The following is a 24960-nucleotide window of genomic DNA, read 5'->3' as shown; positions in this document are numbered from 1 at the left end:
AATACAAATCGCCTAAAGGTTAGTATAAATACAACAAAAAACTTTACTCGTGCCTGATTGTTCATGAAAAACAGACACCAATTAGCTACTTTTCTGACTCCACTTCTGGGTATCATTATTCTTACTTCGAGATGTGGCAATTTCCTGTAAGAGACTGCTATGTCAGGGGTTTACTCAACTATTTTCATGGTTATTTTTCCGGGAGTAAACAATTTATTTTTTTGTTACCTACGAAGGAATTAACTTTAAAAGATAATTGGATGAAACTCCACAACTGACTAGTTATTAAAGGGTGGCAATAATTATTAAATGACAGTGAATTATGCATAAGATACTTGTAATATTGTTCCTGCTGTGTTCCACTTTGGTGAATGCACAAACTGCTACCGATGCCGTTGATTATAGTTTTAAGCGTGGGTTTTATACAAATAGCTTTCAACTTGAATTATCGAGCGAGACACCGGGAGCCACAATTCGTTATACACTGGATGGGAGTAAACCTTCCGGCACAAACGGGCAAATTTATTCCGGACCGATAACCATCATTAAAACAACAATGGTTCGGACTTTTGCTTATGCATCGAATTATGAGGATTCAAAAATTAAAACCCATACGTTCATCTTCCCGGAGCAGGTGAAGCATCAAAAAAACACCATGCTGGAAGACTATGGTTTTGACTATTCACCAGAAGAAACCGGGAAAGTGTTCTGGACGGAGGAGATGGATCCGGAAATTGTTGATTCTCCTGAATACGGGAATCAAATTATCGAAGGGTTGAAAGACATTCCTACCTTGTCGATTGTGATGAAAAAAGAAGATTTGTGGGGTCAAACCGGCATTCATTGGGGATCTAATTTGACTAACAGAAGCGATTATTTTGAACGGGAATGTTCGATTGAAATGATTTATCCGGAAGGATACAAGGGAGACAAATATAAAAACTGGCAGGAGAACTGCGGAATTAAAATACAGGGCGGCGGCGGTCGGTGGAACCAAGGCACTTACGACCACAAGCAATCGTTTACCCTGAATTTTAAAAAAACCTATGGTGCCGGAAAATTAAAGAACGAAATATTTGCAGATGCACCACATGGAAGTGAAACAGCCTGTGGCAAATACGATAAAATCATCCTGCGGTCGGGTCACAACAAGGGGTGGGGCTCCACCTGGGATCGTGAGAAAACGGTATACACCCGCGACCAATTAGGACGGGATTTACAAATATTGATGTCTGGTTTCGGGTCACACGGCACCTTTGTCCACCTTTATCTTAACGGCAAATACTGGGGTTTGTATAATCCGTGTGAACGACCGGATGACAACTTTTTAGCCAATAATCTGGGCGGCGAAAACGAGGACTATTTTTTTGCAAAAGGGAAAGAGCCTAACGCAAGCGATGACCGGTCTGGTGAGCCGGGGCAAAGTAAATCACGTTTTTTTGAAGCGACTTCGAAAGATTATAGTCAAATGCCCTACGCTGAAATGAAAAACTGGGTCATGATCGATCAGAGCATCGCCTGTTTCCTAGTGTATGGCTATGCCAATCCCGGCGATGGTCCCCAGTATTATTATGGGAACAGTAATAATCCGGCCGGGCCGGTGGTCTGGATCCCCTGGGATGTAGAGGATGCTTTTGGCGGAGGAAGCAGAAGGACCGGAGCGCCGAGCGTGTCGAATATGATCAAATCTCTGAATACCGGCGATAATGGGTTTCAGGCATTCTGGACGAGTGTCGATTTCAGGATGCGTTTTAATGATTTAGTCTATCAATATTTTTTTAACGACGGCGTATTGACAGACGATCGTGTCATTGCCCATTGGGATGATCTTACCAATTATATCTATAAAGCTGTTGTCTGCGAATCGGCCCGGTGGGGTGATGAGCGGAGCACAGACCCGATGGACCGGGATCATGAATGGGACGCAGCCCGGCTGGCTGTTAGAAATGATTTAAGAGGACGAGGAGAAGATTTTGTTGCAAAGCTGCAGGAGAGTGGCTATTATTCTTATTTACAACCACCAAAATATTTTGTAAAAGGTGTTGAAGTACGTTCAGATAGTTTGAATGTCGGGAAAAACACAAGACTGAGCATTCAACTTGACGGGACTGAGGGAGTTATTTATTACACGATTGATGGTTCCGATCCACGAACATGGGACTTGACGGCTTCCGTTTCAGCCAGTGCGATATCCAACCAGAATATGACCATAGATAAGAATACAACCGTTAAGGCCAGAACAAAAAATGGCAGTGAATGGAGTCCTTTACATGAGATCCATATTGTCCCGACCAACGACAACATCAGTGTTGAAATTTCTCTCGGTGATACAACTGACAACATTGCTTTAAATGATGCCGGAAAGTTACGCGTATATCCTAACCCGGTAACGGATCGGCTGTTTTTGTCTAGCGAGAGCGAATTTCAAGTCTTTTCATCTACGGGAGTTCTATTGTTGGAAGGAAAGGGAGATGAAATTCAGATGTCAAATTTTCAAGATGGCTTGTACCTGATCAAAATAAATACCGAGGTCTATAAAATATTAAAAATGAATTAAAGATAAATAAACAACTCATTCGCTTAGGATTGTGGAAACATAAGATGAGCCTTGATGCAGAGAATTTACATTATTTCCATAAATCTAAACCGTGTATCTGTTCGAAAAGAAATTAACCATTTAGAGCATAATCAAAAATCATCTACAGAAATAAAGACATTAAATTTCAAATTACAACCGGATTTTTTAAGTGTATTTGGCAAACCACTACCCCTTCTCTTAGCGCACGCGGCGACAAGTGGCTCGCCGCGAGTCGTTTGTAATAACAACAAACGAGCCTATTGCGCTGAGAAGCATTTCTTAATAGTGTACAATCAAAAAATATCTGCTGACAACTATTTCATTACCGATCGCCGAGAGACTATACCCGAGAGAAAGGATTTGTGCCAATTCAAAGCAACATGGTAAATCAGCTACACACTCAGGACCGTGAATATTAAACGGTTGTGTTCATAAAACCGGGGTAACCGTTATTTTGAGTGAAATTAAATTATCGGTAATCGCATAATGCATAGTTCAAATTCACGAACCAGAGGGCTGTTCACACAATTAAACGGCGTTATTTTTCGCTTTGAAAGCTGATTATGAACCTTTACAAATTGCCCCTGTTTTTATAACATAACGCCGTGCAATCGCATGCACAAACCATAGGAAACAGGCATCAAAATGAACTTCAAAAAAAGAAATAGCCGCAAAACAAGTTGGGACAAATCCGATGAGGACTCCAAAACTGAGTTCATAGATAGTAAGAGTCAACGGAGGGAAAAACGTGGAGTTACAAAAAGCGCAGAAGTAAAAGGAGCAGAAAATCGTTTAAAAAAATTCAGACAGTCCACCATTTTGGCAGTTGCCGTTACAGGTTTTATACTTCTTCTGTTTTCGGGAGGTGATCTGGCATCCATGGAAGAACAAGCGCTTACCAACCAACCCGACACTACTGAAATTTTATCAACTGAGGTGGTAAAAAACTCCAGCACCGAAACCGAAAAAGCAGCAGACGAAGCCATTTGGGCAATTCAGAATATGTGGAACAGCTTTATCGTAAACCTTCCAAAAATACTGATTGCCATCATCTGTCTGATACTGGCATGGTTGCTCATTCGGCTTATAAAAACGATTTTGCGCCGATCATTCAGACGTTTAAAAAATATTGAGGGAATTACTACTCTTGTTTCCATTGCTATTTGGGTATTGGCCATTGGTGTGGTTTTTAGTATTGTGGCAGGAGATATTCGCGCACTTATCGGTTCATTCGGTCTTATTGGCCTGGCTTTATCCTGGGCATTGCAAACTCCAATTGAAAGTTTTACGGGTTGGTTGCTCAACACCTTTCGCAGATATTACAAAGTGGGTGATCGAATTCGGGTGGGCGATGTTTTTGGCGATGTGTATCGGATTGATTTCCTTTCGACCACGGTATGGGAAATTGGCTCACCTTATCAACCGGGCTTTGTAAGCGCGGAACAGTCAACCGGGCGACTTGTAACCTTCCCAAATAATGAAATTCTGACCGGAACTGTTATTAATCTCACCGGCGATTTTCCTTTTGTATGGGACGAACTGGATGTGGTTATAGCCAACGAATCGGATATTCCGTTTGCCATAGAAGTGCTCGATAAAACAGCTAACGACGTAATCGGGAAATATATGCGCGAACCGGCCAAACGTTATTCTAATATTTTGCATAAAGCGGGCCTAAATGAAGAGGTGTCCGAAAAGCCGGAAATATTTGTTGCGGCAAGTGACTCATGGACCAACATAATTGTCCGCTATTTGGTTGGCGCACGCGAACGAAGAAAATGGAAAACTGATCTTCTGCTAAAAATTTCGGCTGAAATCAACAAAGCGGAATACAAAAACAAAATTATCCCTGTTTATCCCCGGCAGCAAATCCAACTTATTGATGCCAATGGTATTCCAGTGGATCAAGGGAAAACGTGAGCCGGAATACTCTTTTCTTAACGGCAAATGAGAAACGCTTTGTTGGATAATTTGCACGACATAACCGTGCTCATAAAAATTTAGCTCGCATGTAATAATCTTTGATTTATGCCACCAACTAAATAAAAACAACATTGAGTAGCGATTTTTATAACACATTTATTTTGCCGTTTGCCGGAATAATCATCAAGTTATGTCGGGCGTATACGAATTCGCAAGAAGATTTCGAAGATTATTATCAAGAAGTTTGCTTACAAATTTGGAGGAGTAAAGATAACTTTCGCGAGCAATCGGAATGGAGTACCTGGGTTTACCGAATTTCGCTAAACGTTTGCTTGACCTTACTGAAGAAAAAGAAAAATAACAGGCAGCATTTTGTATCGGACTCTTTACCGACTGAAGAAACTGAAGATAACTATGCATTTTCAGACGAATCTCTCGATCTGCTATATACGGCTATTCGGAAACTATCAGAAATTGACAGAGCTATTATTATGCTTTATCTGGAAGAAAAATCCTATCAGGAAATTGCCGATATTATAGGAACAAACCCCAATAATATTGGTGTCCGTGTTCAACGAATTAAAACCAGACTAAAAAAAATATTAGATGGAAAAATCAATTGAAAACATCTGGAAAGAAGGCTTTCTAAAAAGTGATGCCTTAGTTGCGCCAAAGATAAACGATCTGTACAACAAAAAGTCAATTCATATCATTGATAAATTCAAACGAATGTTTCGCATTAATTTAATTGCAATTGTTGTATTCTCTTTTGTCTTTTTAATTGTATCCTATTTTGTGGGAATACCCTTAACGGGCGCTATCTTTTTTGTAACACTTACCGTACTTGTTATTATTAATAAAAGCTTGCTGAATGGGTTAGAGCGTATCGATAAAGGTGAAAACAGCTATCAATACCTCAAAGAATTTGATCAGTGGATTAAAAAGCAGGTAGCAGTCAACAAACGAATATCAAGGGTTTTATACCCGGTTATATTTATGTCGCTTATTTTAGGCTTTTGGTTTAAAGATGCTGAGGGTATCGCACTAGGCGAACGACTTTTGAGTGAGGTTCTAAACCGGTTTCCTGACATGTACCTGATCTTCGGAATCCCATTAGTAGGAATCATTGTTCTAAGTGTAATTCTGGGTTTATTGACATTTTTTGGCGGTCGCATTTACCAATGGGATTTAAACATTGTTTATGGGAGGGTATTTAAAAAACTGGAAGAGTTAATGACTGATCTGGAAAGCTTAAACACATAAAAGAGTGCGATTTTGAGGCCTTTAAAAAAAAAGATAAGTCTAACATGTAATAATTATTGCTTTGAGCCACTAACCAGGAAAACATTAGAAATTATGACATTACAAGAAGCCTATAACTTTTTTGAACGTTTAAAAACCAAAACAACGAATAAAGCTGAACGAAAGGTTTATGAGAAATTTGCTCATGTGCTAAGCAAATTGAAAAGCAGAGAATTCTCTAAAGATGAAATTCAATCCATAGAAACGGAACTTGATCGTTTGAATTTAGACTCAACCTCAGGAAATAGCAAAAAATACCTTCAGAAAGCACTCCGTAAATTTGAAAAATATTTAAAGGATACCTTCTCTTTAATTTCTAAAGGGTATTACACCAACCTGGGGATAGGCTTAGGATCGTCTTTCGGAATTCTTTTGGGAATTGTGTTTTTATCGGATTTTGAGCGGTCATTAGGCATTGCTTATGGTGTTTCTTTCGGAATGCTAATTGGCTTAATTATTGGTCGTAGCATGGATGCTAAGGCCACAGCAGAAGACAACGTATTATAATTAACCGTCCCGAAAAAATTCAATAGAAATAAAAGCGCTTAACACAATTAAGTACTCGATTAACGGACAAAGAAAGTTCTACAGTGCCTCTCCCCTCCGTCGGTCTCCAATGAATTACCAAGAGCGCTATCCCTGAAAAACGATCAGGCATGCGTCGTTTTACCTATTGACAAAAATCTGTACTTTAAACATTTTCCGATAGCTCTCGGGAAAGTGTGGCTATGTTTAGATCAATTATATTCATAACTAATTTGCCAGTCAACTATTTGCGAAGTCTTGTTTTTTAAGTATGTTCGTATGTTATTGAAAAAAAACAGGCTTAAAGGCAAAGCTGTTTATTCGTACTGCAAGAGCGCTGGGAGGTAACAATACCTTGTAGATAGATTGAAGTCAGATATTACCAACAACAACATTTTACTTCAGCTTCAGCTGAAAGCATAGCGTCATCAGTGCAAACGTAAAAGGACGAATGGTATTTTAAATCAGCACAAAGTGTACCTTTTTTGAAAGGTTCGTTTGGCCTTGTCATTAGAATGATTACCTATTTCAAATAATATTTTGTTAATTCTTAACGTTTTTTCTGCAGTAAAAAGATTTGTATCTCGAACATGCAAAATAAAAAACACAATAAGGATCGAATTCCTGGTGAGAATGACTTTCGAACGAACGATAGCCTTTATCGTGAGATATTTGAAAACTGTTCCGCTGCCATAGTGGTGTTTGAAGCCGATGCTGAAATTACAATGGTAAACGAGGCCTTTTGTAAATTAAGTGGTTATACAAAAGATGAACTGACAGGCACTAAATGGACCGATAAAATGCCTCCTGAGGAAATCGAACGATTAAAGGAATACAACCGAAAAAGAAAGCTTGGTAGCCCCGATGTTCCGATTGAATATGAAGCCGTCTTTTTTACCCGGGAAAAAAAACTTCGTTCAGCTCTTTTTTCTGCGTCACTAATTAAATCAAGTATGAGAACAGTTTTAACTGTGATTGATATTAGTGAAAAGAAGCAAGCGCTAGAGAAACTACAAATAAGCGAAGAGCGCTTTCGGTCCATGGTAGAGTATGCCGCCGACATTGTTTTTTCGATCTCCAAAGATGCTGTTTTCACCTATATTTCCCCAAATTGGAAAGAAATCATGGGACACGATGTTGATGAGATTATCGGTACTTCCTTCATTCCACTCATCCATCCGAATGATATTGGAAGCTTAAAAACGAAGATGGCTGAGCATTTCTCAACCGGAAAAAAATTTAGCGGAGTTGAATATCGGGTAAAACATAAAAATGGGAGTTGGAGGTGGCATTCAGCCAGCACATCCCCACTTGTCACGTCCGATGGTGAAATAAGCTCTTTAATTGGTATCGCCCGTGATATTACTGACAGAAAGAATATGGAAGAGAGTTTAGCCGAAAACGAACTCTTTTTCAGAGAATCACAACAAGCAGCAAATATTGGTTCGTTCAAGTATAATATAGAAGAGAAATACCTGGAATTATCAGAAGTACTGGAAGATATTTATGGATTTGAGCGAAGTATTGATAAAAAAATTAATCATGAATGGGAGACCGTTTTGCATCCCGATGACCGGGAGTATATCCTAAATTACCTCCGCGATGTGATTATAGATAAACAAAAACAATTTAACACGGAATATCGAATCATTCGAAGATCGGATAGTGAAACCCGCTGGGTTCACGGCATCGGCAAGCTTGTTTTCGATGAAAACCGGAAACCAAAATCATTAATAGGTACAGTCCAGGATATCACCTATCGGAAACGATCAGAACAAGCCATTCGTGATCATCAGATTCAACTGAATATTGCTTTAAAAATTGCTCGTTTAGGTCCCTGGGAACTGAACATGGAAGAGAACTTATTTCATTTTAACGATACATTTTATTCCATTTTCAAAACCAGCAGTCAGGAGGTCGGTGGTAATACCATGACACCAGAAGAATATGCCAATAGATTTATTTATCCGGATGATCGTTACCTAGTTGCTCAGGAGATCGAGAAAGCAGTGAATACCACAGATACTGAACATACATGCCAAATAGAACACCGTATGCTGTACGCAAATGGCGAAATGGGCTATGTTGCTGTTCGATTTGCAGTTATTAAAAATGACAAAGGAAAAACAATAAAGACTTTTGGCCTCAACCAAGACATTACCTCAATTAGAAAAGCTGAAAATAAGCTGAAAGAAAGTGAAGCTCAGCTTCGCGAATTAAATTCGATGAAAGATAAGTTTTTCTCCATCATTGCCCATGATTTAAAAAGCCCTCTTTCTGCAATTGCTGGTTTAAGCGAACTACTTGCGGAAAATGTAAACGCAAAGGATCTTGATGAAGTTGAAACATTATCAACCTTTATTTTACAATCCTCAAAGAAAGCAATTGAGCTACTTACCAATCTGATGGAGTGGTCGCGATCAGAAACAGGCAGAATGGAATTCACTCCTAAAAAGCTGTCACTACGCGAAACGATAAATAAAACAGTTGAAATTTTCACTCTTAACGCTCAAAGCAAAAGGATTACTATAAATAGTGATATTCCTGAAAGTCTATATGTCTTTGCTGATTTGGCGATGCTTAGTACCATTTTACGCAATCTGATTTCAAATGCGCTAAAGTTTACTTTTGCAAATGGAAAAATTGATATTTCTACTACGGAAAATGAGAATGAAGTAATTGTTGAAGTAGCTGATAATGGCAAAGGGATGTCTGAAGAGATACTAAAGAAATTATTTCGGATTGATGAAAATATATCTTCAATGGGGACCGAGAATGAAAAGGGAACCGGTTTAGGGTTGATTCTTTGTAAAGAATTTGTTGAAAAACATGGTGGTCGTATTTGGGTGAAAAGTGAAGAAGGTAAAGGCTCTAGTTTCTATTTCTCTATTTCAAAATAGCATAATTACTACGGTGAATGTGAGAAGTCTTGAATTAACATCTAATGGATATTAAAGTAAAAGACACTGCTCGTAATCAAACAGACGATTAATAGACTATGAAATCCGTCCGCGTACCGCTACACCTCCAAGCCGATTCTATAGGGTGCGCATAAAAGAATAAGGCTATAGGAAAACACCAGACTTTTTCAGAGTGTAACATCGCCTGCAAGCTCCACTATAATAACCTTTTATAGGGTATTCCCCAATCATCTTAAAATGAAGTTTTGAATTGCCTCGCTTAGTATGCTGAGTAGGCGACAGTTCTCAATTGAGAAACAACCTTTTTGTTAATATTCAATTAACATTACAATCAAAATGACAAAATAAAACCCTTAAGCAAATCAAATAGAAACACACAGAATGATAAAAGATAATCGTTCCCAGCTTATTTACAACACATTAGTGGTGTTTATCTAAATAAAGCTCCACAATAAAGCATTGTTTTTTATGTATTTTGACCATGTTTTATGTAGCTTTATTACATCATATTACAAGCAAAAACATCAATTTAATGTTTTATTAACAGATAAAATAACAAAATGGTAGTATTCTTTCCATTTCTTTGAACAAACGTTTTAAGACAAAACGATCTTTAATGATTAAAATCGAAGAGTATGGGAAATTCAAAATCACAAAAAGCGGCAAAGATTAACTTATTCAGTTTAAAGACCGTTCAGATGAGAACATTCCACATCACTTGGTTCTCATTCTTTTTATGCTTTTTCGGCTGGTTCGGAGTTGCCCCTTTAATGGCTGTTATCCGAGAAGAACTGCTTCTTTCGAAGTCGCAAATCGGAAACATCATCATTTCATCGGTAATGATTACCATTTTTGCCCGCCTGTTTATTGGTTGGCTTGCCGATAAAATCGGACCACGAATTACGTACACCTGGCTGCTCATTCTCGGATCAATTCCTGTCATGCTGGTGGGACTGAGCAATGACTACACCTCACTGTTGATTTTCCGACTGATGATTGGCGTCATAGGCGCCTCGTTTGTGATTACCCAATTCCATACTTCCCTCATGTTTGCTCCCAACGTGGTTGGAACAGCCAATGCTACAACTGCCGGCTGGGGAAACCTGGGTGGCGGTGTAACCCAAATGGTGATGCCCATAATTTTTGCAGCCTTATTAGGATTCGGATTTATAGAAAGTCAGGCATGGAGACTGGCCATGATTGCCCCCGGGATATTTATGATCATCATGGGAATTGTCTACTATAAATACACGACCGATACTCCGGAAGGCAATATAAAAGATCTTCGAAAAAAAGACCCTAATTTCGAGTTTAAGAAAAAAGCCGACAAAGGTGCCTTTTTGAATGCGCTAAAAGATTACCGCGTATGGGGCTTGTTTATAATTTATGGAGCTTGCTTTGGAATTGAACTAACCATCAATAATATCGCGTCACTCTATTATGTCGACTATTTTAGTTTGGATGTAAAAACAGCAGGATTAATAGCCGGCTTGTTTGGACTGATGAACATATTTGCTCGTTCAGTTGGGGGAATATTAGGCGACAAATCAGGAATCAAGTTTGGACTAAGAGGACGGGTCTACTTTCTATTTTTTACGCTGCTAATCGAAGGATTCGCAATCATGCTGTTCAGCAAAATGACCGTCCTGCCGCTTGCGATTGGATCAATGATTCTGTTTAGCCTCTTTGTTCAAATGTCAGAGGGGGCAACATTTTCTGTCGTGCCATTCATCAATAAAAAGGCTGTAGGTACCATTTCCGGAATTGTTGGAGCCGGCGGAAATGCCGGGGCTGTTGCTGCAGGATTCCTATTCAAAATGGAAGGGATATCCTATCCCCAGGCGCTTTTCATTATCGGGATGATTGTCGTTGGTATTTCGCTCATCGCCTTTTTCATTCGTTTTTCTGAGGAAGCGGAACTGGAAGCCCAGACAGAAATGCAAGAACTGATGGATTTCAAAGAAAAACTAAAAGTTAATCCTGCCTATGCATACAGCAACACTCAAAATACAATCAAAAAATATGAATGCCGATGAAGGTAGGAGAATACAAATCAACATGCTCATATTGCGGTGTAGGCTGTGGAGTACTCGTAAACCGGCTGCCCGACGGAAAGGTTAAGGTGAAAGGTGATCTTGATCATCCGGTCAACCGGGGTAAATTGTGCTCCAAAGGGTTGAACCTGCATTATGTGGTAAACAACCAATCCGACCGCTTGCTGTACCCTCAAATGCGGTTAGGAAAAGGGCATCCACTGCGCAAAGTAGAATGGCCTGAAGCTGTTGATCGTGTTGCTACCGTTTTCAAATCGTTAATCAAAAAATTCGGCCCGGATTCAGTTGGATTCTACGTTTCGGGCCAATGCCTGACCGAAGAATATTACGTGGCCACCAAATTGGCCAAAGGTTTTTGGGGCACCAATAATATTGATACCAACTCCCGCCTTTGCATGAGCTCGGCCGTGGTAGGCTATAAAATGCAATTGGGCGAAGACGCGGTACCTGCCTCTTATGAAGATATTGACCTTGCAGACTGTTTTTACATTACCGGAGCTAACCCGGCCTGGTGTCACCCCATTTTATTTCGCCGGATAGAAGCTCGAAAGGCCGCTAGCCCGGATGTTAAAATCATTGTAGCTGACCCTCGCCGGACCCAAAGTTGCGAATCAGCTGACCTTCATCTGCAACTTAAACCGGGCACCGATGTGTACCTCAACAATGCCATTGGGCGTTGCCTGATTGAAGATGGGTTGTTGGATTGGGATTTCGTGCGCAAGTATGTAAATGGCTTTGACGAATACCAACAGCAGGTAATGAAACACACCGTGGAGGAATCAGCACAAATTTGTGGTGTTCCTGTAAAAGACATCCGTTTAGCAGCCAAATATATCGGAGAATCCAAAGGCTACATTTCGATGTGGGCCATGGGTTTAAATCAAAGTGTGATTGGGGTCAATAAAAATTTATCATTGATCAACTTGTCGTTGATTACAGGCCAAATTGGCAAACCTGGTTCCGGACCATTTTCACTAACCGGGCAACCCAATGCCATGGGAGGACGCGAAGTAGGCGGTATGTGCAACTTACTGCCGGCACATCGTAATCTGGATAATGAAGCTCACCGAAAAGAAGTAGCAGATTTTTGGGGGGTGGATAAAGTTCCTGCAAAAGTTGGTTACAGCGCTACCGAAATGATCGATGCTTTGGAAAGTGGAAAACTAAAGGCAATCTGGATCATTTGTACCAACCCCATGGTTAGCCTGCCCAATGCCAATAAAGTTGAAAAGGCATTGCAAAACGCTAAGTTTGTGGTGGTTCAGGACATTTCCGACAAATCGGACACCTTGCCATTTGCCGATGTGGTGCTGCCGGCAGCGGGCTGGCTGGAGAAAGATGGTACGATGACCAACTCAGAGCGACGCATTAATTACATCAACCAAGTAGTAAAGGCACCCGGCGAAGCATTGCCCGACTACGAAATTATTTGTCGTGTGGCTCGAAAAATGGGCTATTCAGGATTCAACTTTAGAAGTGCCAACGAAGTTTTTGACGAGTTCAAACAGCTGACCGCTGGAACAAACCTTTCTTTCGAATCATTAACTTACGATCACCTTCAAACGCACGGAACAGCTCAATGGCCTTTCATAAACGGCAATGGAACCGAACGTCTGTTTAAGGATAAGAAATTTTACACCCCAAATCAAAAAGCAAATTTGTTTGCCGTTCAACCTCAAAACGAATCGGAAGAACCAAGCAAAGAGTTCCCCCTGATTTTGACAACCGGCCGTGTTCGCGACCAATGGCACACGATGACCAAAACCGGCAAAGTACAAAAGTTGAAGCAGCACATTGAGCATTCCTATCTGGAAGTCAATCCGATTGACGCAGACTTGCACGATATTAAGAACGATGATATTGTCGTCGTTGAAGGTCGAAATGGAAAAGTTCAGGTTCCGGCAAAAGTAACCGACGAAATTCGCCAAGGCGTTGTTTTCCTTCCCATGCACTGGGGAAAAGTGCTGTCGGGTATCAATGCTCGAACCAACAATATTACCAATGACCTGGTCGACCCAAAATCGAAGGAACCGGATTTTAAATTCACCACTGTCGCTATTTCAAAATACAGCAAACCCCGGGAACAAATTGTTGTGGCAGGTGCAGGAGCTGCTGCCATTCAATTCATTAGAAGCTATCGTAAAAAAAATACAACTGACGAAATTATCGTCATTTCCAAAGAAAATCACCCTTTTTACAACCGGGTGTTATTGCCCGATTACATTGCTGGAACGTTGAGTTGGGAAGCGCTGCAAAAGACAAGTGATGAGGAAATCGAACGTTTAAACATCAAATTGGAAGCCAGTGTAACACTTGAAAAAATTGATTCAAAAGACAAGACCATATTTTGCTCCGACGGAAAAAGCATCAGTTACGATAAGCTGATTTTGGCAACCGGTTCATGCCCAAATGTTGCCAAGCCGGAATGGATGCAACATCCGAGAGTATTTACCATTCGAGACAAACACGATGCCGATCGTTTTAAAGACAACGTAAAGCCAACCGACCAGGTACTGGTCGTAGGTGGAGGATTGCTGGGACTGGAAATGGCCGCTTCAATGTTGGAATTAGATGTTAAAGTCTCCTTAGCTAATCGCAACCCACGCCTGATGGACCGTCAACTCGATAATGAATCCGGCAGTTTGCTTCGTGAAATTCTGGAAGAAAAAGGAATGAACATTCTCTTTAACGATGAAGTCAGCCAACTTTCAGCCGATCCGAAAAATCGATATCTGGTCTCGTTTAAAAGTGGGAAACGTATTTCGTTTGATGCAGTAGTTTTCGCCATAGGCACCAAGCCAAATATCGAGTATGCCAAAGATGTTGTGAATACCCGCCGTGGAATTTTGATTAACGAGCACTTGCAAACCAGCTGCCACTCTATTTATGCCATTGGCGAAATTGCAGAACTGAACGGTAACCTCTTTGGAATTACTGCCGCCGCCGAAGATCAGGCGAAAGTTTTAGCCGACCATATCAATGGCAATCCAATGAGCGAATACCACGGAACCGAATCCATGAATATTTTAAAATTCCCCGGAATTGACCTATGCTCAATCGGACTTACCCGAATACCTGATGGCTCGAAAGATTATGAGGAAGTGATTTTTATTGATAAAGCCACCCGGTATTATAAAAAGTGCATTGTAAAAGATGACGTATTGATGGGTGCAATTTTGATGGGAGACAAAGCTGAATTTGCTGAATTCAAAAAGCTGATCATTAAAAAAACCGAATTAGCCGGATTACGAAATAAACTGCTGCGTACAGGTAAACCTGTTGAACCGGTCGTTGGCAAACTGCTTTGCTCCTGCAACAATGTGGGGGTAGGAAATATTCAAAAAGTTATCCGGGAAGGCGCTAATAATATGGATGCGGTCTGTGAGCACACCAGTGCCGGCTTGGGCTGTGGAAGCTGTCGCCCGGAAATTCAAAAAATATTGAAAGAAGAACAAAAATTGGTTGCGATCAACTAAGAAGAACATGAGTGAAACAAAAGAACTATATCGAATTTTAAATAAAGGAGGAGTGCTCTCTCCCGCCCTGCTATACGAAATACTGTTGGTAGCAGAAAAGGCCGGGAACAACCATGTTCATTTTGGATCACGGCAAGATATTCTGTTTTATCTGCCAACGAATTTTCAACCCGAACAGCTGAACAGAAGTGGTGTTTCCATTCACAAACGCACATCCGGAATTCAAAATTTAGTTTCATCTTATTCTTGTGTCGACATTTTACCTTCAACATCGTGGATATATTCCGGTATTTACCTGAAAATCATCGATCAGTTTACCTACGACCATTTTCTGCGAATAAACATCGTTGACCCAAAACAAAATATGGTGCCACTTTTTTATGGGCACCTCAATTTTGTAGCATCCGAAACACCAAACTATTGGCTTTTGCACCTGAGTTTAAACCCGAACAAAGACCCACAAGTTTGGCCCGCACTAATTTTCACAGATGACATTGCAACATTCGCCCAAACACTGGAGCAGTTAATTATTCGGGACAAGCTAGAAACAGTTGACGCCTTGTTGAATGCACTCGCAAGTTCACCGTTACTGAAAAGCACACTCGAAAACACGAAAAAAATTGACCTCCCAATCGGATTTTTTCCTTACTACGAAGGCTTAAATAAAATAGATGGTAAGGATCAGTATTGGGCCGGGTTTTACTGGCGAAACAACAACTATCCTATTCAATTTTTAAAGGAAGTTTGTCAGCTCTGCCAGCGAACAAATGTGGTGAAAATAAGCTTCACACCCTGGAAAACACTTCTGATAAAAGATATTGAAACTAAAGATAAAATACACTGGGAAGAACTGATAGGGCGATTCGGGATTAACATGCGCCACTCTTCGTTTGAACTGAATTGGCACTTGCCATTATTGGATGAGAAAGCATTTAAACTAAAACGATACCTGGTTTCAGCGTTCGACAAATTTGACATCCGAACTTATGGATTGTCATTTGGAATTCAGACCCAGCCGGGAGAAAAATTTACTTCGGTTGTCATCCGAATTAAAGGCCGATTGTCTTTTTTGGGCAAGTACGATTTCACCCGAAAATACAGCATTGAATATGCTTATGATTTCAATCCAAACAATAACCATTACCTGGAATATGCCGGTAACCTAAGTAAGGATGAGCTGCCGGAAAAGCTAAATGACATTTCAAAAAAATACTATGCGCAGTCGTTTGTGCAAAGCCAAACGCGCCACCTAAACAGGCAGGAATCTCCCAGGCGCACATATAAAATCGTGCACCAATGCCCCGAATGCCGCACTGTATATGACGAGCGATATGGCGATTTATTAACCAAGATTGAAGCGGGTACCGCATTTAATGAATTACCGGAGCACTACCGTTGCCCGGTTTGTGAAACCCCGAAAACAGCCTTTAGCGAACTAGAAATAACTGAATTAACAAGCTAAAAATAGATTGATGCAAAAAATTGAAGACCATATCGGAAGACGTTTTGAGAAACTACGGGTGAGCTTACTAAACACCTGCAATTTCTCTTGCGAATACTGCGTCAGCGACGACACGGCGGCTTCAGGAATGGCTGTCATTTCTGCTCCCAAAGAAGAGCAGCTAAGCACCGATGAGTTTGCATCAATGATTGGTGCCGTTCATAAGTTGGTCAACCTAAAAAGCATCCGCTTAACGGGTGGCGAACCGCTGCTGTACATGGGCCTTTTTGAGCTGATTAGTAAAATAAGAAAGCTCGGAATTGAGGATATACGCCTGACAACAAATGGTTATTACTTGAAGCAAACAGCCAGCCAGTTGAAGGAAGCCGGACTTCAGTCAATCAACATTTCGATTGACGCTATTGACCTGGAACTATTCAAAAAAATAGCCAGACATCATCAAGCCCAACGGGTTTTTGACGGCATTGAAGCAGCTTTACATGCCGGATTTCATGTGAAGCTGAATGCTGTCATCATGCGTGGGAGGAATGAATCACAGATTATTCCGCTGTTAGATTATGCCGCTCAACTGGGCGTTAAAATCCGGTACCTCGAGCTGATGAAAATGGGGCATCTGTTCGAAGGAAACAACAACTTGTTCTTTTCCGAAAAAGAGATACTGGAGACCATTGATCAGCATTACGGAATTTCGAAATTGCCCCGAAAACAATCGGAAACAGCACGCTACTGGTCGGCTGGAGAAAACCGAACATTTGGAATTATTGCCAACGAGTCAACACCTTTTTGTCATGATTGCAATCGCTTGCGAATGGACAGCCGAGGCTATTTCTACGGATGCCTAAGCAATGCCCGTGGCGAAAAATTAGCACCCTTTATTCAAAAACCTGAAGTATTAACCCAAAAATTACAGCAATTGCTACTGCTAAAACAACCGGTCAGGTTTCATGGCAGCCAATTGTCAATGAGAAATATAGGAGGATAACAATGGAAACACAAATTCAAATTACATGCTTTGCCGGACTGCGAAAGTTTTTCGCGCCGCAGATGGAAGTACAATTGAAACTTCCGGCATCGTACCAGTCAGTCATTCAAAAACTAAAAAAACTAAACCCTGAAGCCAATGAGATTTTGGACAATTGCCGGATCGCAGTCAACGAAAAGTTTGTACCGCATACTCAAATAAAAACAAGCGATGAGCCGGTTTACCTGATTCCACCATCAAGTGGTGGCTAAAGAAAAGTTGGCAGCGGACAGTCACAGTAATCCGTGAGTGACAAACAAATGACTATCAATGACAATATAATGACTAATCAATGAAGCACATTCAACATACACCCATCAATTACGCCAACTTGTTCGATGACTTTCGCGATCCGAACTCAGGTGCTGTGGTTTTGTTCAGTGGCGAAGTGCGCGACAATAACAAAGGCAAAGCAGTTACTCATTTGGAGTACGAGGCATACGAGCCCATGGCCGAGAAAATGATTGAAGAGATTTTAACCGATACCCATAAAAAATGGGACCTGAACAAGGCGATCTGTGTGCACCGTGTCGGACATGTTGATATTTCCGGATGTGCCGTAGTGGTTATTACCGCATCGGCACACCGGGCTGCGGCATACGAGGCCAACCGTTACATAATCGATCGGGTAAAGTATGAAGTGCCTATTTGGAAACACGAATTTTATACCGATGGAAGCAGCGAATGGGGACAAAACTGCGATTGCAGCTCCCCTTCACACCCACATCATCATAAACACGAACACCAACACGCCGAATGAAACGAGCATGTAAAGGTTTTTACAAAAAAGAGGATCATTATAAGCGAGTTCCATCGAATACCGCTAAAAATTAAAAATATAATGAGATGAAGAAGCTAACCACAGAAGAATATAGCCGCTTTTCCCGTCACCTTTCGCTAGCCGAAATTGGTGAAGCAGGACAGCAAAAGCTAAAAAATTCTCGGGTGCTGGTGATTGGCGCCGGAGGATTGGGAAGCCCTGTGCTGATTTACCTGGCGGCTGCAGGTGTTGGCACCATTGGTATGGTGGACGATGATGTTGTCAGCCTCTCTAACTTACAACGGCAAGTGCTGTACACTTCTTCGCAAGTTGGTAAAAAGAAGATTGAAATGGCGGCAGAGCGGCTAACTGATTTATATCCGGCCATTGAAATTGAATTATACGACACCCGACTAAATAAAGAAAATGCAACCAAGCTGCTTGAATCATACGATGTAATAGCAGATTGCTCAGATAATTTCGCCACCCGCCAACTCTTGGGCAGCAAAACACAACGACTCAGCAAACCGCTGGCTTTTGCCTCGGTAATGAACTACGAAGGGCAAGTTACCGTGTTCAACTATCAAAACGGACCCGCTTTTAGCCAGCTCTTCCCAACCGTTCCTAAGGACGGGATTTATCAACCAGACGATATTGGACTGGTGGGCGTTTTGCCCGGCATTACCGGCAGCCTTCAGGCCAACGAAGTGATCAAAATAATCACCGGATACGGTGAGGTAATCTCTGGCAAATTATTGGTTTTCTCAATTTCTGAAAACCGATTTAACCTGTTTTCAATTTAACCCAAGGCTTGCGCGACAACCCGTCGGGTTGGCTCAGGCAAATTTAACTGTAAAGCAACATGATGACCATGATCAGACATTTTACCCCAGGTTTTTTGCACAATCTGAACCAGTTGCGCATCCGACTTTCCATGCATAAAATCATTCATGTAATGCTCAAGGAAAACAAGACAAACCACATCCTCCAGTTTTTGTGCTTCATCCAACCGATGAATGTTCAGCTTCTTCAGGATGTCAACCACCTCCGAAATAAAATCGTCAGAGTAGCCACTGGCTTTCAGAATAGCCTTGGCTCTGTCAGCTTGGTAATCGCCCAAAAAGTTGCGCCACTGGAAGTAGCCAATCCGCCCCTCGGGGTATTCAGATCGCTTAACTTCCCATCGATGCAAATGCTGACAGTAGGTTGCAATGGTCAACGCTTCCGAAGCATCGGGGTAAACTTGCGTCAAACAAGCAAGCAGCCGCCGGGTGTACAACCACTCTGCCGGGACTTGGTCAGAACCGACAAGTTCAATATTGGGATCTTGCAAATGGGCGGCTTTCAACGCCTCCGTTGCATTTTGAAAAGATTCACTGTGCATGAGAAAAAGATTTTAATGATTAAACGTGAACTAAGCTGAAAAGTTGACTTCCTGACAAAAGGATATTAATCGCATTTACCGTACTGATTTTAAAGAGAAAACGAGAACCCAAAACTGGTTCCCGGGGATCTCTACACCTTATTGAAAAAATTCAAGAATTTAATATAGCCAAAAATGAGGAAAAGAATTGTATTAATTGGAAACGGAATGACCGGCTACAAATTTTGCGAAAAGTTTGCCTCTTCCCTTTTAAAAGAGCAGTATGAGCTGGTTGTTTTTGGCGAAGAACCACACCCGGCTTACGATCGGGTTCACCTTACATCGTACTACACCGGAACGGTTCCTGATGAGCTGCTGCTGGCACCTGCCGGGTGGTACGATGAGCACAATATTGACTTGTTGACCAATGAAAAAGTAACCGCCATTGACAGAGAAGCCAAAACGGTAAGCTCTGAAAAAGAAAAGACTTATTCCTATGATATCCTGGTATTGGCCACCGGATCATCGGCATTTGTCCCACCAATTGAGGGTATTGAAAAAGAGGGAGTCTTTGTATACCGCACGTTTGACGATATCGACAAAATCAAGAAATATATTCCAAAGGCCAGTAAAGCTGCAGTAATTGGTGGTGGATTGCTTGGTTTAGAAGCTGCAAAAGCAGTATTGGACGACGGCCTGCCGACCAGTATTATTGAATTTGCATCCCGCTTGATGCCGCGTCAGTTGGACCCTCAGGGCGCTAATATTTTGAAATCGAAACTGGAAAATTTTGACCTGGAAGTGCTACTCAATAAAAGTACCGAGAAGATTACAGGCAATGGCAAACTGGAAGGCTTGCAATTTGCCGATGGATCCTCGCTGGATGCTGACCTGTTGGTTATTTCTGCAGGAATTCGCCCACGAGACGAATTGGCCAGAAGTGCAGGACTGGAAGTGCACCAACGAGGAGGAATCGTGGTGAACAGCAAAATGGAAACCGCCGATCCTTCGATTTTCGCAATTGGCGAATGTGTTGTGGTGCACAATATGGTGTGGGGGCTAGTTGCTCCTTGCTACGAGATGGCCGAAATTTTGGTAAATAATATTGGTGGACAATCGCAGGAGTTCTTAGGCTTCGACCTTTCATCTAAATTGAAATTAATTGGAACTGACGTTGCCAGTTTTGGTGAAGCACTGGTTGAAAGCGATAAAATTAAAACCATCGTTTACGAAAACAAATCACGTGGTATATACAAACGCCTGAACATTTCGGAAGATGGCAAGTATCTGCTGGGCGGTATTTTGGTTGGTGAAGCCGAAGAATACAACATGCTGAAACAGGTCGTCAATAACAAAATAGCCTTGCCTGAAAATCCTGAGGACTTTATACTTGGAGCACGCGGTGGAGAAGGTGCCGCGGGAATTGGGGTTGGCGACCTACCCGACACCGCTGCTATTTGTTCGTGCGAAAACATTACCAAAGGCGATATACTCAGCGCCATTGAAACCGATGGTGCTGAATCGGTGCCAAAAATTAAAAAGTGTACCAAAGCCGGAACCGGGTGTGGTGGCTGCGCTCCAATGCTTGACGATTTGCTGACACACTATATGAAATCGCAAGGTCGGGAGGTGCGAAAAACCATCTGCGAGCATTTCGATTATACCCGTCAGGAACTATATGATTTGATTAAAATTAATGAATTCAAAAGCTACAATGAGTTGATTCTTGCTTATGGCAAAGGCTCAGGTTGCGAAACATGTAAGCCGGTTGTGGCTTCTTTGCTGGCAAGCATCTGGAATGATTTGATCACAAAGCAAGATACAATTCAGGATACCAACGACCGCTTTTTGGCAAACATTCAGCAACGCGGAGTTTATTCTGTCGTTCCCCGAATTCCAGGTGGTGAGATTACTCCTGAGAAATTGATTGTCATTGGACAGGTAGCGAAAAAATACGATCTGTATACCAAGATTACCGGAGGACAACGAATTGACTTATTTGGTGCCCGGGTAGATCAGCTACCCGCCATTTGGGAGGAACTGATTGATGCCGGCTTTGAAAGTGGTCATGCCTACGGAAAATCGCTGCGGACTGTTAAAAGCTGTGTGGGATCGACTTGGTGTCGCTACGGAATGCACGATTCGGTTTCGTTTGCCATTGAGGTTGAAGACCGCTACAAAGGATTGCGTTCTCCGCACAAACTAAAAGGTGGCGTCTCGGGCTGTGTGCGCGAATGTGCCGAAGCTCGCGGTAAAGATTTTGGAATCATCGCCACCGAAAAAGGCTGGAACTTGTTCGTGTGTGGCAACGGAGGAGCCAATCCACGCCATGCTGACCTGCTGGCATCCGATATCGACAAGGAAATAGTGGTTAAATACCTCGATCGCTTCCTGATGTACTACATTAAAACAGCCGAACCATTAACCCGGACATCCAAATGGCTGGCTAGCCTGGAAGGCGGATTGGGCTACTTGAAAGATGTGGTGGTGAAAGACTCACTTGGCATAGGGAACAAGCTGGAAGAGGAAATGGCCGAGCTGATATCTCACTACAAATGCGAATGGACTGAAGTTGTCCGCACTCCGGAATTAAGAAATAAATTCCGTCATTTCGTGAATTCAGACGAAATCGACAATAACATCAAATTTGTACCACTACGGGATCAAAAAATCCCTGCAAAAGCATAACAATCATGAAAGTAAAAGAACAAACCGAAATCAAAGAATGGGTGAAGGCCGCTGCAGTGGAGGATTTTCCTAGAAATGGAGGAGCTGCAGTACTCGTTAACGGAGAGCAAATTGCAGTTTTCAACTTTACCAACGAAGGGCGTTGGTTTGCCACTCAAAACCAATGCCCACACAAAGGCGAAATGGCTATTTCGCGCGGACTGACGGGCGACAGTGAAGGACATCCGAAAGTGGCGTGTCCGTTTCATAAAAAAACCTTTTCGCTGGAAGATGGCAAATGCCTGACGGATGAAGAATACCAGCTGAAAACCTTCCCGGTGAAAATTGAGGAGGGGTATGTATTTATCGGAATTGAATAAAATTCTATAAATCGACGATCAACGAAAAGAAGTAGCCGATTTTGCAAAAACCACGGAGGAGCAGGTAATTCGTGTCATCTCGGCGCTCAAAAAAGAAGGGCTCATTGTCAGCGACGCAAAAAAGTTAGGAATTCCCAGCGCCGAAATACTAAAACAAGAGATTTTTCACCGAACACCGTGCACGTTTAATTGCAGGGTACAAAACCGACAAGTTTGGCTTCAAAATGTCTCTTCAGGATGTGCGCATCTGGGGCGAAACCGGACAGATCAACAAGTCGGATCAGTTATTAAGTACCCACGAAGCATATGGTGAATATTATGCTTCAACCCAATCGACTTTCCGTGTTGGGCGCCAGGAAATAATTTTATTGGCCGACCGGGTAATCCCATTGAAACCGGGACCAAAAGCTACTTTGGGAACCGTTTTCCCAATCGAATTCAAACGTCCGCGAGATAAAGCCACAATTAATGCTGATGAGAATTTCAAGAAGGAACGCAATGCAATTAATAGCTACTTAATGGAATTGGGTAAATTTCGATCTGCTTCAAACAAAAAAGTATATCATCTACCACAGATTGAACCCCAACTACCCAGGCAGAAAAAGGCGATTGTTTAACACTTCAAATACTGATAAAGATGGAAATTGTAACCGATACCAAGGTCATGTTGGAGTGTAAAGACCTGAAAAAAGCTTATCCAACACCAACAGGCGATTTTGTAGTGCTGGAAGATTTTCAGCTACAAGTCAAAGAAGAAGAATTCATATCGATCATCGGCCATTCGGGCTGCGGAAAATCAACCTTATTAACCATGGTCGCAGGCCTGAATGAGATTACAGCAGGTCAGGTTTTGCTTGACGATGTGCCAATCAACGGAGCAGGTCCAGACCGGGCAGTTGTTTTTCAGTCGCCCAGCCTGCTTCCCTGGATGACGGCGATTGAAAATGTGATGATCGGAGTGAAGCAAGTTTTTCCGCATGCCACAAAAGCCCAACGAAACGACATTTGTAAATACTACCTGAGTAAAGTCGGTTTGGCAGATGCCTTTCATAAAAAGGCGATCGATTTGTCGCAGGGCATGAAGCAACGTGTTGGAATTGCCCGGGCATTTGCTTTAAAGCCAAAAGTTTTATTACTTGATGAGCCATTTGGAATGCTCGACTCAATGACTCGTGTGGAGCTGCAGGACGTTCTGATTGATGTGTGGTCCAAAGAAAAAATTACAGCTATTATGGTTACGCATGATGTGGACGAGGCGATTTTTCTGTCGGACCGGGTAATTATGATGACCTCCGGCCCTTACGCCAAAGTAGGCGACTTGGCTCATATTAAACTAAAACGTCCTCGTGAACGTCATACAGTAGTGAAGCATTCTAATTTTTATAAATATCGTCAACACTTACTAACATTCCTGGATCATTAATACAAACCAATGAATCTAAAAAATTATACTTGTCGTTCCTGCACCAACGAGAATTGCTTGATTAAAAAGCACATTCATACTGAAGCTATACAGCCCTACCTCAAGCAGAAAAACACATTCCCGTGCAATAAAAAGCAGCAATTTATTCTCGAGGGAGCTCCCGTCAGCGGGCTATATTTTATTTACGAAGGCTGTGTAAAAGTTTTTAAACAAACAGCCAACAAGAATTCGCAGATTATTCGTTTTTCCAAAAACGGTGAGATTGTTGGCCACCGCGGTTTTGGAACCAATTACGTATACGACATCAGCGCAAGCGCTTTGACTGACTCTATTTTGTGTAACTTCTCGACCGATGTGTTGATAGAAATGTTACACAAAACACCACCGTTAATGTTCGACTTTATGCTTTTTTACGCGGATCAGCTTCAAAAAAGCGAAGCCAATGCCAAACGGTTTGCACAGATGACCGTTCGCGAAAAAGTGATCAATGGCTTGTTGTTTATCATGCAAAAATTCGGTCAAACTGATAGTTTCATCAACATAACGCTTTCACGCAAGGACATTGCAGACTTTGCCGGCACTTCAACCGATCAGGTAATTCGTGTTATTTCGGCCTTAAAAAAAGAGGGACTGTTAAATGCTAAAGGGAAAAGACTAGGCATCCCTGATGTTGAAAAATTTGAAGCTCAACTTAAAGAAACCCAATATTTCCTGGAAGGATAAGTCAGAAGCTAAAAAAAATAATTCCTTGCAAATCAGCTCCAACTATTGCGGTGAGTTGTTTTCGCCATCCTTTCATAATTAGATATTTTATAATACTCGCAAACCGCTAAACACCAACCAATAATCATCTAAAAAAAACTTCAAACCCAAATCAAGGCCTGATTAAGCACTGCCTGCTCCCCCGTGGTTTTGATAAACTTTACCTTTTTACCTTTTGAGGGAGTTTCGAGAATAGCCCGAGCCTTCTCAATTTGCTTTTCCATCTCATACTTGTCCTTTCGGTTTGGATAAATTGCCCAGCCTTGCTCCAACAATGTAGTTGATGTTATTTGACAAAAGCGCCTGAATGTTGGTAGTGCTTATCATTGCTGCATCGGCAACC

The 24960-nt window shown here is 41.7% G+C and carries 21 protein-coding genes; 19 read left to right on the top strand and 2 right to left on the bottom strand.

What is annotated here, in order from left to right; translation table 11 throughout:
• The first annotated feature begins 322 nt into the window (after positions 1–322).
• From ACTB00_RS09000 to ACTB00_RS08940, 13 genes are all read left to right on the top strand, one after another.
• Complete coding sequence (locus ACTB00_RS09000; RefSeq protein WP_463299580.1) at positions 323–2557, top strand: FN3 associated domain-containing protein; 2235 nt, start codon at positions 323–325, stop codon at positions 2555–2557.
• 666 nt (positions 2558–3223) lie between these two features.
• The gene (locus ACTB00_RS08995; RefSeq protein ID WP_463299579.1) at positions 3224–4498 is read left to right on the top strand and encodes a mechanosensitive ion channel family protein; all 1275 of its coding nucleotides are present in this window, start codon (positions 3224–3226) and stop codon (positions 4496–4498) included.
• 134 nt (positions 4499–4632) lie between these two features.
• A complete protein-coding gene (locus tag ACTB00_RS08990; protein ID WP_463299578.1) occupies positions 4633–5124 on the top strand; it encodes an RNA polymerase sigma factor in 492 nt (163 codons plus the stop codon).
• The gene (locus ACTB00_RS08985; RefSeq protein ID WP_463299577.1) at positions 5108–5764 is read left to right on the top strand and encodes a hypothetical protein; all 657 of its coding nucleotides are present in this window, start codon (positions 5108–5110) and stop codon (positions 5762–5764) included. Before ACTB00_RS08990 ends, ACTB00_RS08985 begins: the two co-directional genes overlap by 17 nt.
• Before the next feature lie 93 nt (positions 5765–5857).
• Positions 5858–6310, top strand: a complete 453-nt coding sequence (locus tag ACTB00_RS08980; RefSeq protein ID WP_463299576.1) for a hypothetical protein — start codon at positions 5858–5860, stop codon at positions 6308–6310.
• Between the two features lie 608 nt (positions 6311–6918).
• Positions 6919–9228: a PAS domain-containing sensor histidine kinase gene (locus tag ACTB00_RS08975; protein WP_463299575.1), complete on the top strand. Its 2310-nt coding sequence runs from the start codon at positions 6919–6921 to the stop codon at positions 9226–9228.
• Between the two features lie 656 nt (positions 9229–9884).
• The gene (locus ACTB00_RS08970; RefSeq protein WP_463299574.1) at positions 9885–11285 is read left to right on the top strand and encodes an MFS transporter; all 1401 of its coding nucleotides are present in this window, start codon (positions 9885–9887) and stop codon (positions 11283–11285) included.
• Positions 11282–14779, top strand: a complete 3498-nt coding sequence (locus ACTB00_RS08965; RefSeq protein WP_463299573.1) for a molybdopterin-dependent oxidoreductase — start codon at positions 11282–11284, stop codon at positions 14777–14779. Before ACTB00_RS08970 ends, ACTB00_RS08965 begins: the two co-directional genes overlap by 4 nt.
• Before the next feature lie 7 nt (positions 14780–14786).
• On the top strand, positions 14787–16241 hold the full coding sequence (locus ACTB00_RS08960; protein ID WP_463299572.1) for a rubredoxin: 1455 nt from the start codon (positions 14787–14789) through the stop codon (positions 16239–16241).
• A 10-nt stretch (positions 16242–16251) separates the two neighbouring features.
• The gene (locus ACTB00_RS08955) at positions 16252–17223 is read left to right on the top strand and encodes a GTP 3',8-cyclase MoaA (protein ID WP_463299571.1); all 972 of its coding nucleotides are present in this window, start codon (positions 16252–16254) and stop codon (positions 17221–17223) included.
• A gap of 2 nt (positions 17224–17225) precedes the next feature.
• Positions 17226–17474, top strand: a complete 249-nt coding sequence (locus tag ACTB00_RS08950; protein WP_463299570.1) for a MoaD/ThiS family protein — start codon at positions 17226–17228, stop codon at positions 17472–17474.
• Between the two features lie 80 nt (positions 17475–17554).
• The gene (locus tag ACTB00_RS08945; RefSeq protein WP_463299569.1) at positions 17555–18022 is read left to right on the top strand and encodes a molybdenum cofactor biosynthesis protein MoaE; all 468 of its coding nucleotides are present in this window, start codon (positions 17555–17557) and stop codon (positions 18020–18022) included.
• 86 nt (positions 18023–18108) lie between these two features.
• Positions 18109–18825 (top strand): HesA/MoeB/ThiF family protein, encoded by a 717-nt coding sequence (locus ACTB00_RS08940; RefSeq protein WP_463299568.1) that lies wholly within the window; start codon positions 18109–18111, stop codon positions 18823–18825.
• Here the strand turns inward: ACTB00_RS08940 and ACTB00_RS08935 are convergent.
• Entirely contained in the window at positions 18822–19406 is a 585-nt protein-coding gene (locus tag ACTB00_RS08935) for a DUF4202 domain-containing protein (RefSeq protein WP_463299567.1), read from the bottom strand. The two genes, ACTB00_RS08940 and ACTB00_RS08935, sit on opposite strands and share 4 nt — an antisense overlap.
• Positions 19407–19580: 174 nt before the next feature.
• On the opposite strand from ACTB00_RS08935, the gene nirB reads away from it, so the two are divergent.
• The 6 genes from nirB to ACTB00_RS08905 are packed head-to-tail and all read left to right on the top strand — an operon-like array spanning position 19581 to position 24578.
• Positions 19581–22073, top strand: a complete 2493-nt coding sequence (nirB, locus tag ACTB00_RS08930) for a nitrite reductase large subunit NirB (RefSeq protein ID WP_463299566.1) — start codon at positions 19581–19583, stop codon at positions 22071–22073.
• A gap of 5 nt (positions 22074–22078) precedes the next feature.
• Complete coding sequence (nirD, locus tag ACTB00_RS08925) at positions 22079–22432, top strand: nitrite reductase small subunit NirD (protein WP_463299565.1); 354 nt, start codon at positions 22079–22081, stop codon at positions 22430–22432.
• A 10-nt stretch (positions 22433–22442) separates the two neighbouring features.
• The gene (locus ACTB00_RS08920; protein ID WP_463299657.1) at positions 22443–22745 is read left to right on the top strand and encodes a hypothetical protein; all 303 of its coding nucleotides are present in this window, start codon (positions 22443–22445) and stop codon (positions 22743–22745) included.
• Positions 22657–23049 (top strand): hypothetical protein, encoded by a 393-nt coding sequence (locus ACTB00_RS08915; protein WP_463299564.1) that lies wholly within the window; start codon positions 22657–22659, stop codon positions 23047–23049. Before ACTB00_RS08920 ends, ACTB00_RS08915 begins: the two co-directional genes overlap by 89 nt.
• A gap of 20 nt (positions 23050–23069) precedes the next feature.
• On the top strand, positions 23070–23855 hold the full coding sequence (locus ACTB00_RS08910; protein ID WP_463299563.1) for an ABC transporter ATP-binding protein: 786 nt from the start codon (positions 23070–23072) through the stop codon (positions 23853–23855).
• Between the two features lie 9 nt (positions 23856–23864).
• Positions 23865–24578, top strand: coding sequence for a Crp/Fnr family transcriptional regulator (locus ACTB00_RS08905; protein WP_463299562.1), 714 nt, complete (start codon positions 23865–23867; stop codon positions 24576–24578).
• 140 nt (positions 24579–24718) lie between these two features.
• Here ACTB00_RS08905 and ACTB00_RS08900 read toward each other — a convergent pair whose 3' ends face one another.
• Positions 24719–24841: a hypothetical protein gene (locus tag ACTB00_RS08900; protein WP_463299561.1), complete on the bottom strand. Its 123-nt coding sequence runs from the start codon at positions 24839–24841 to the stop codon at positions 24719–24721.
• Positions 24842–24960: the final 119 nt, after the last annotated feature.

The organism is Sunxiuqinia sp. (assembly GCF_055140945.1).
This window is presented reverse-complemented; position numbering and strand designations above follow the sequence as displayed.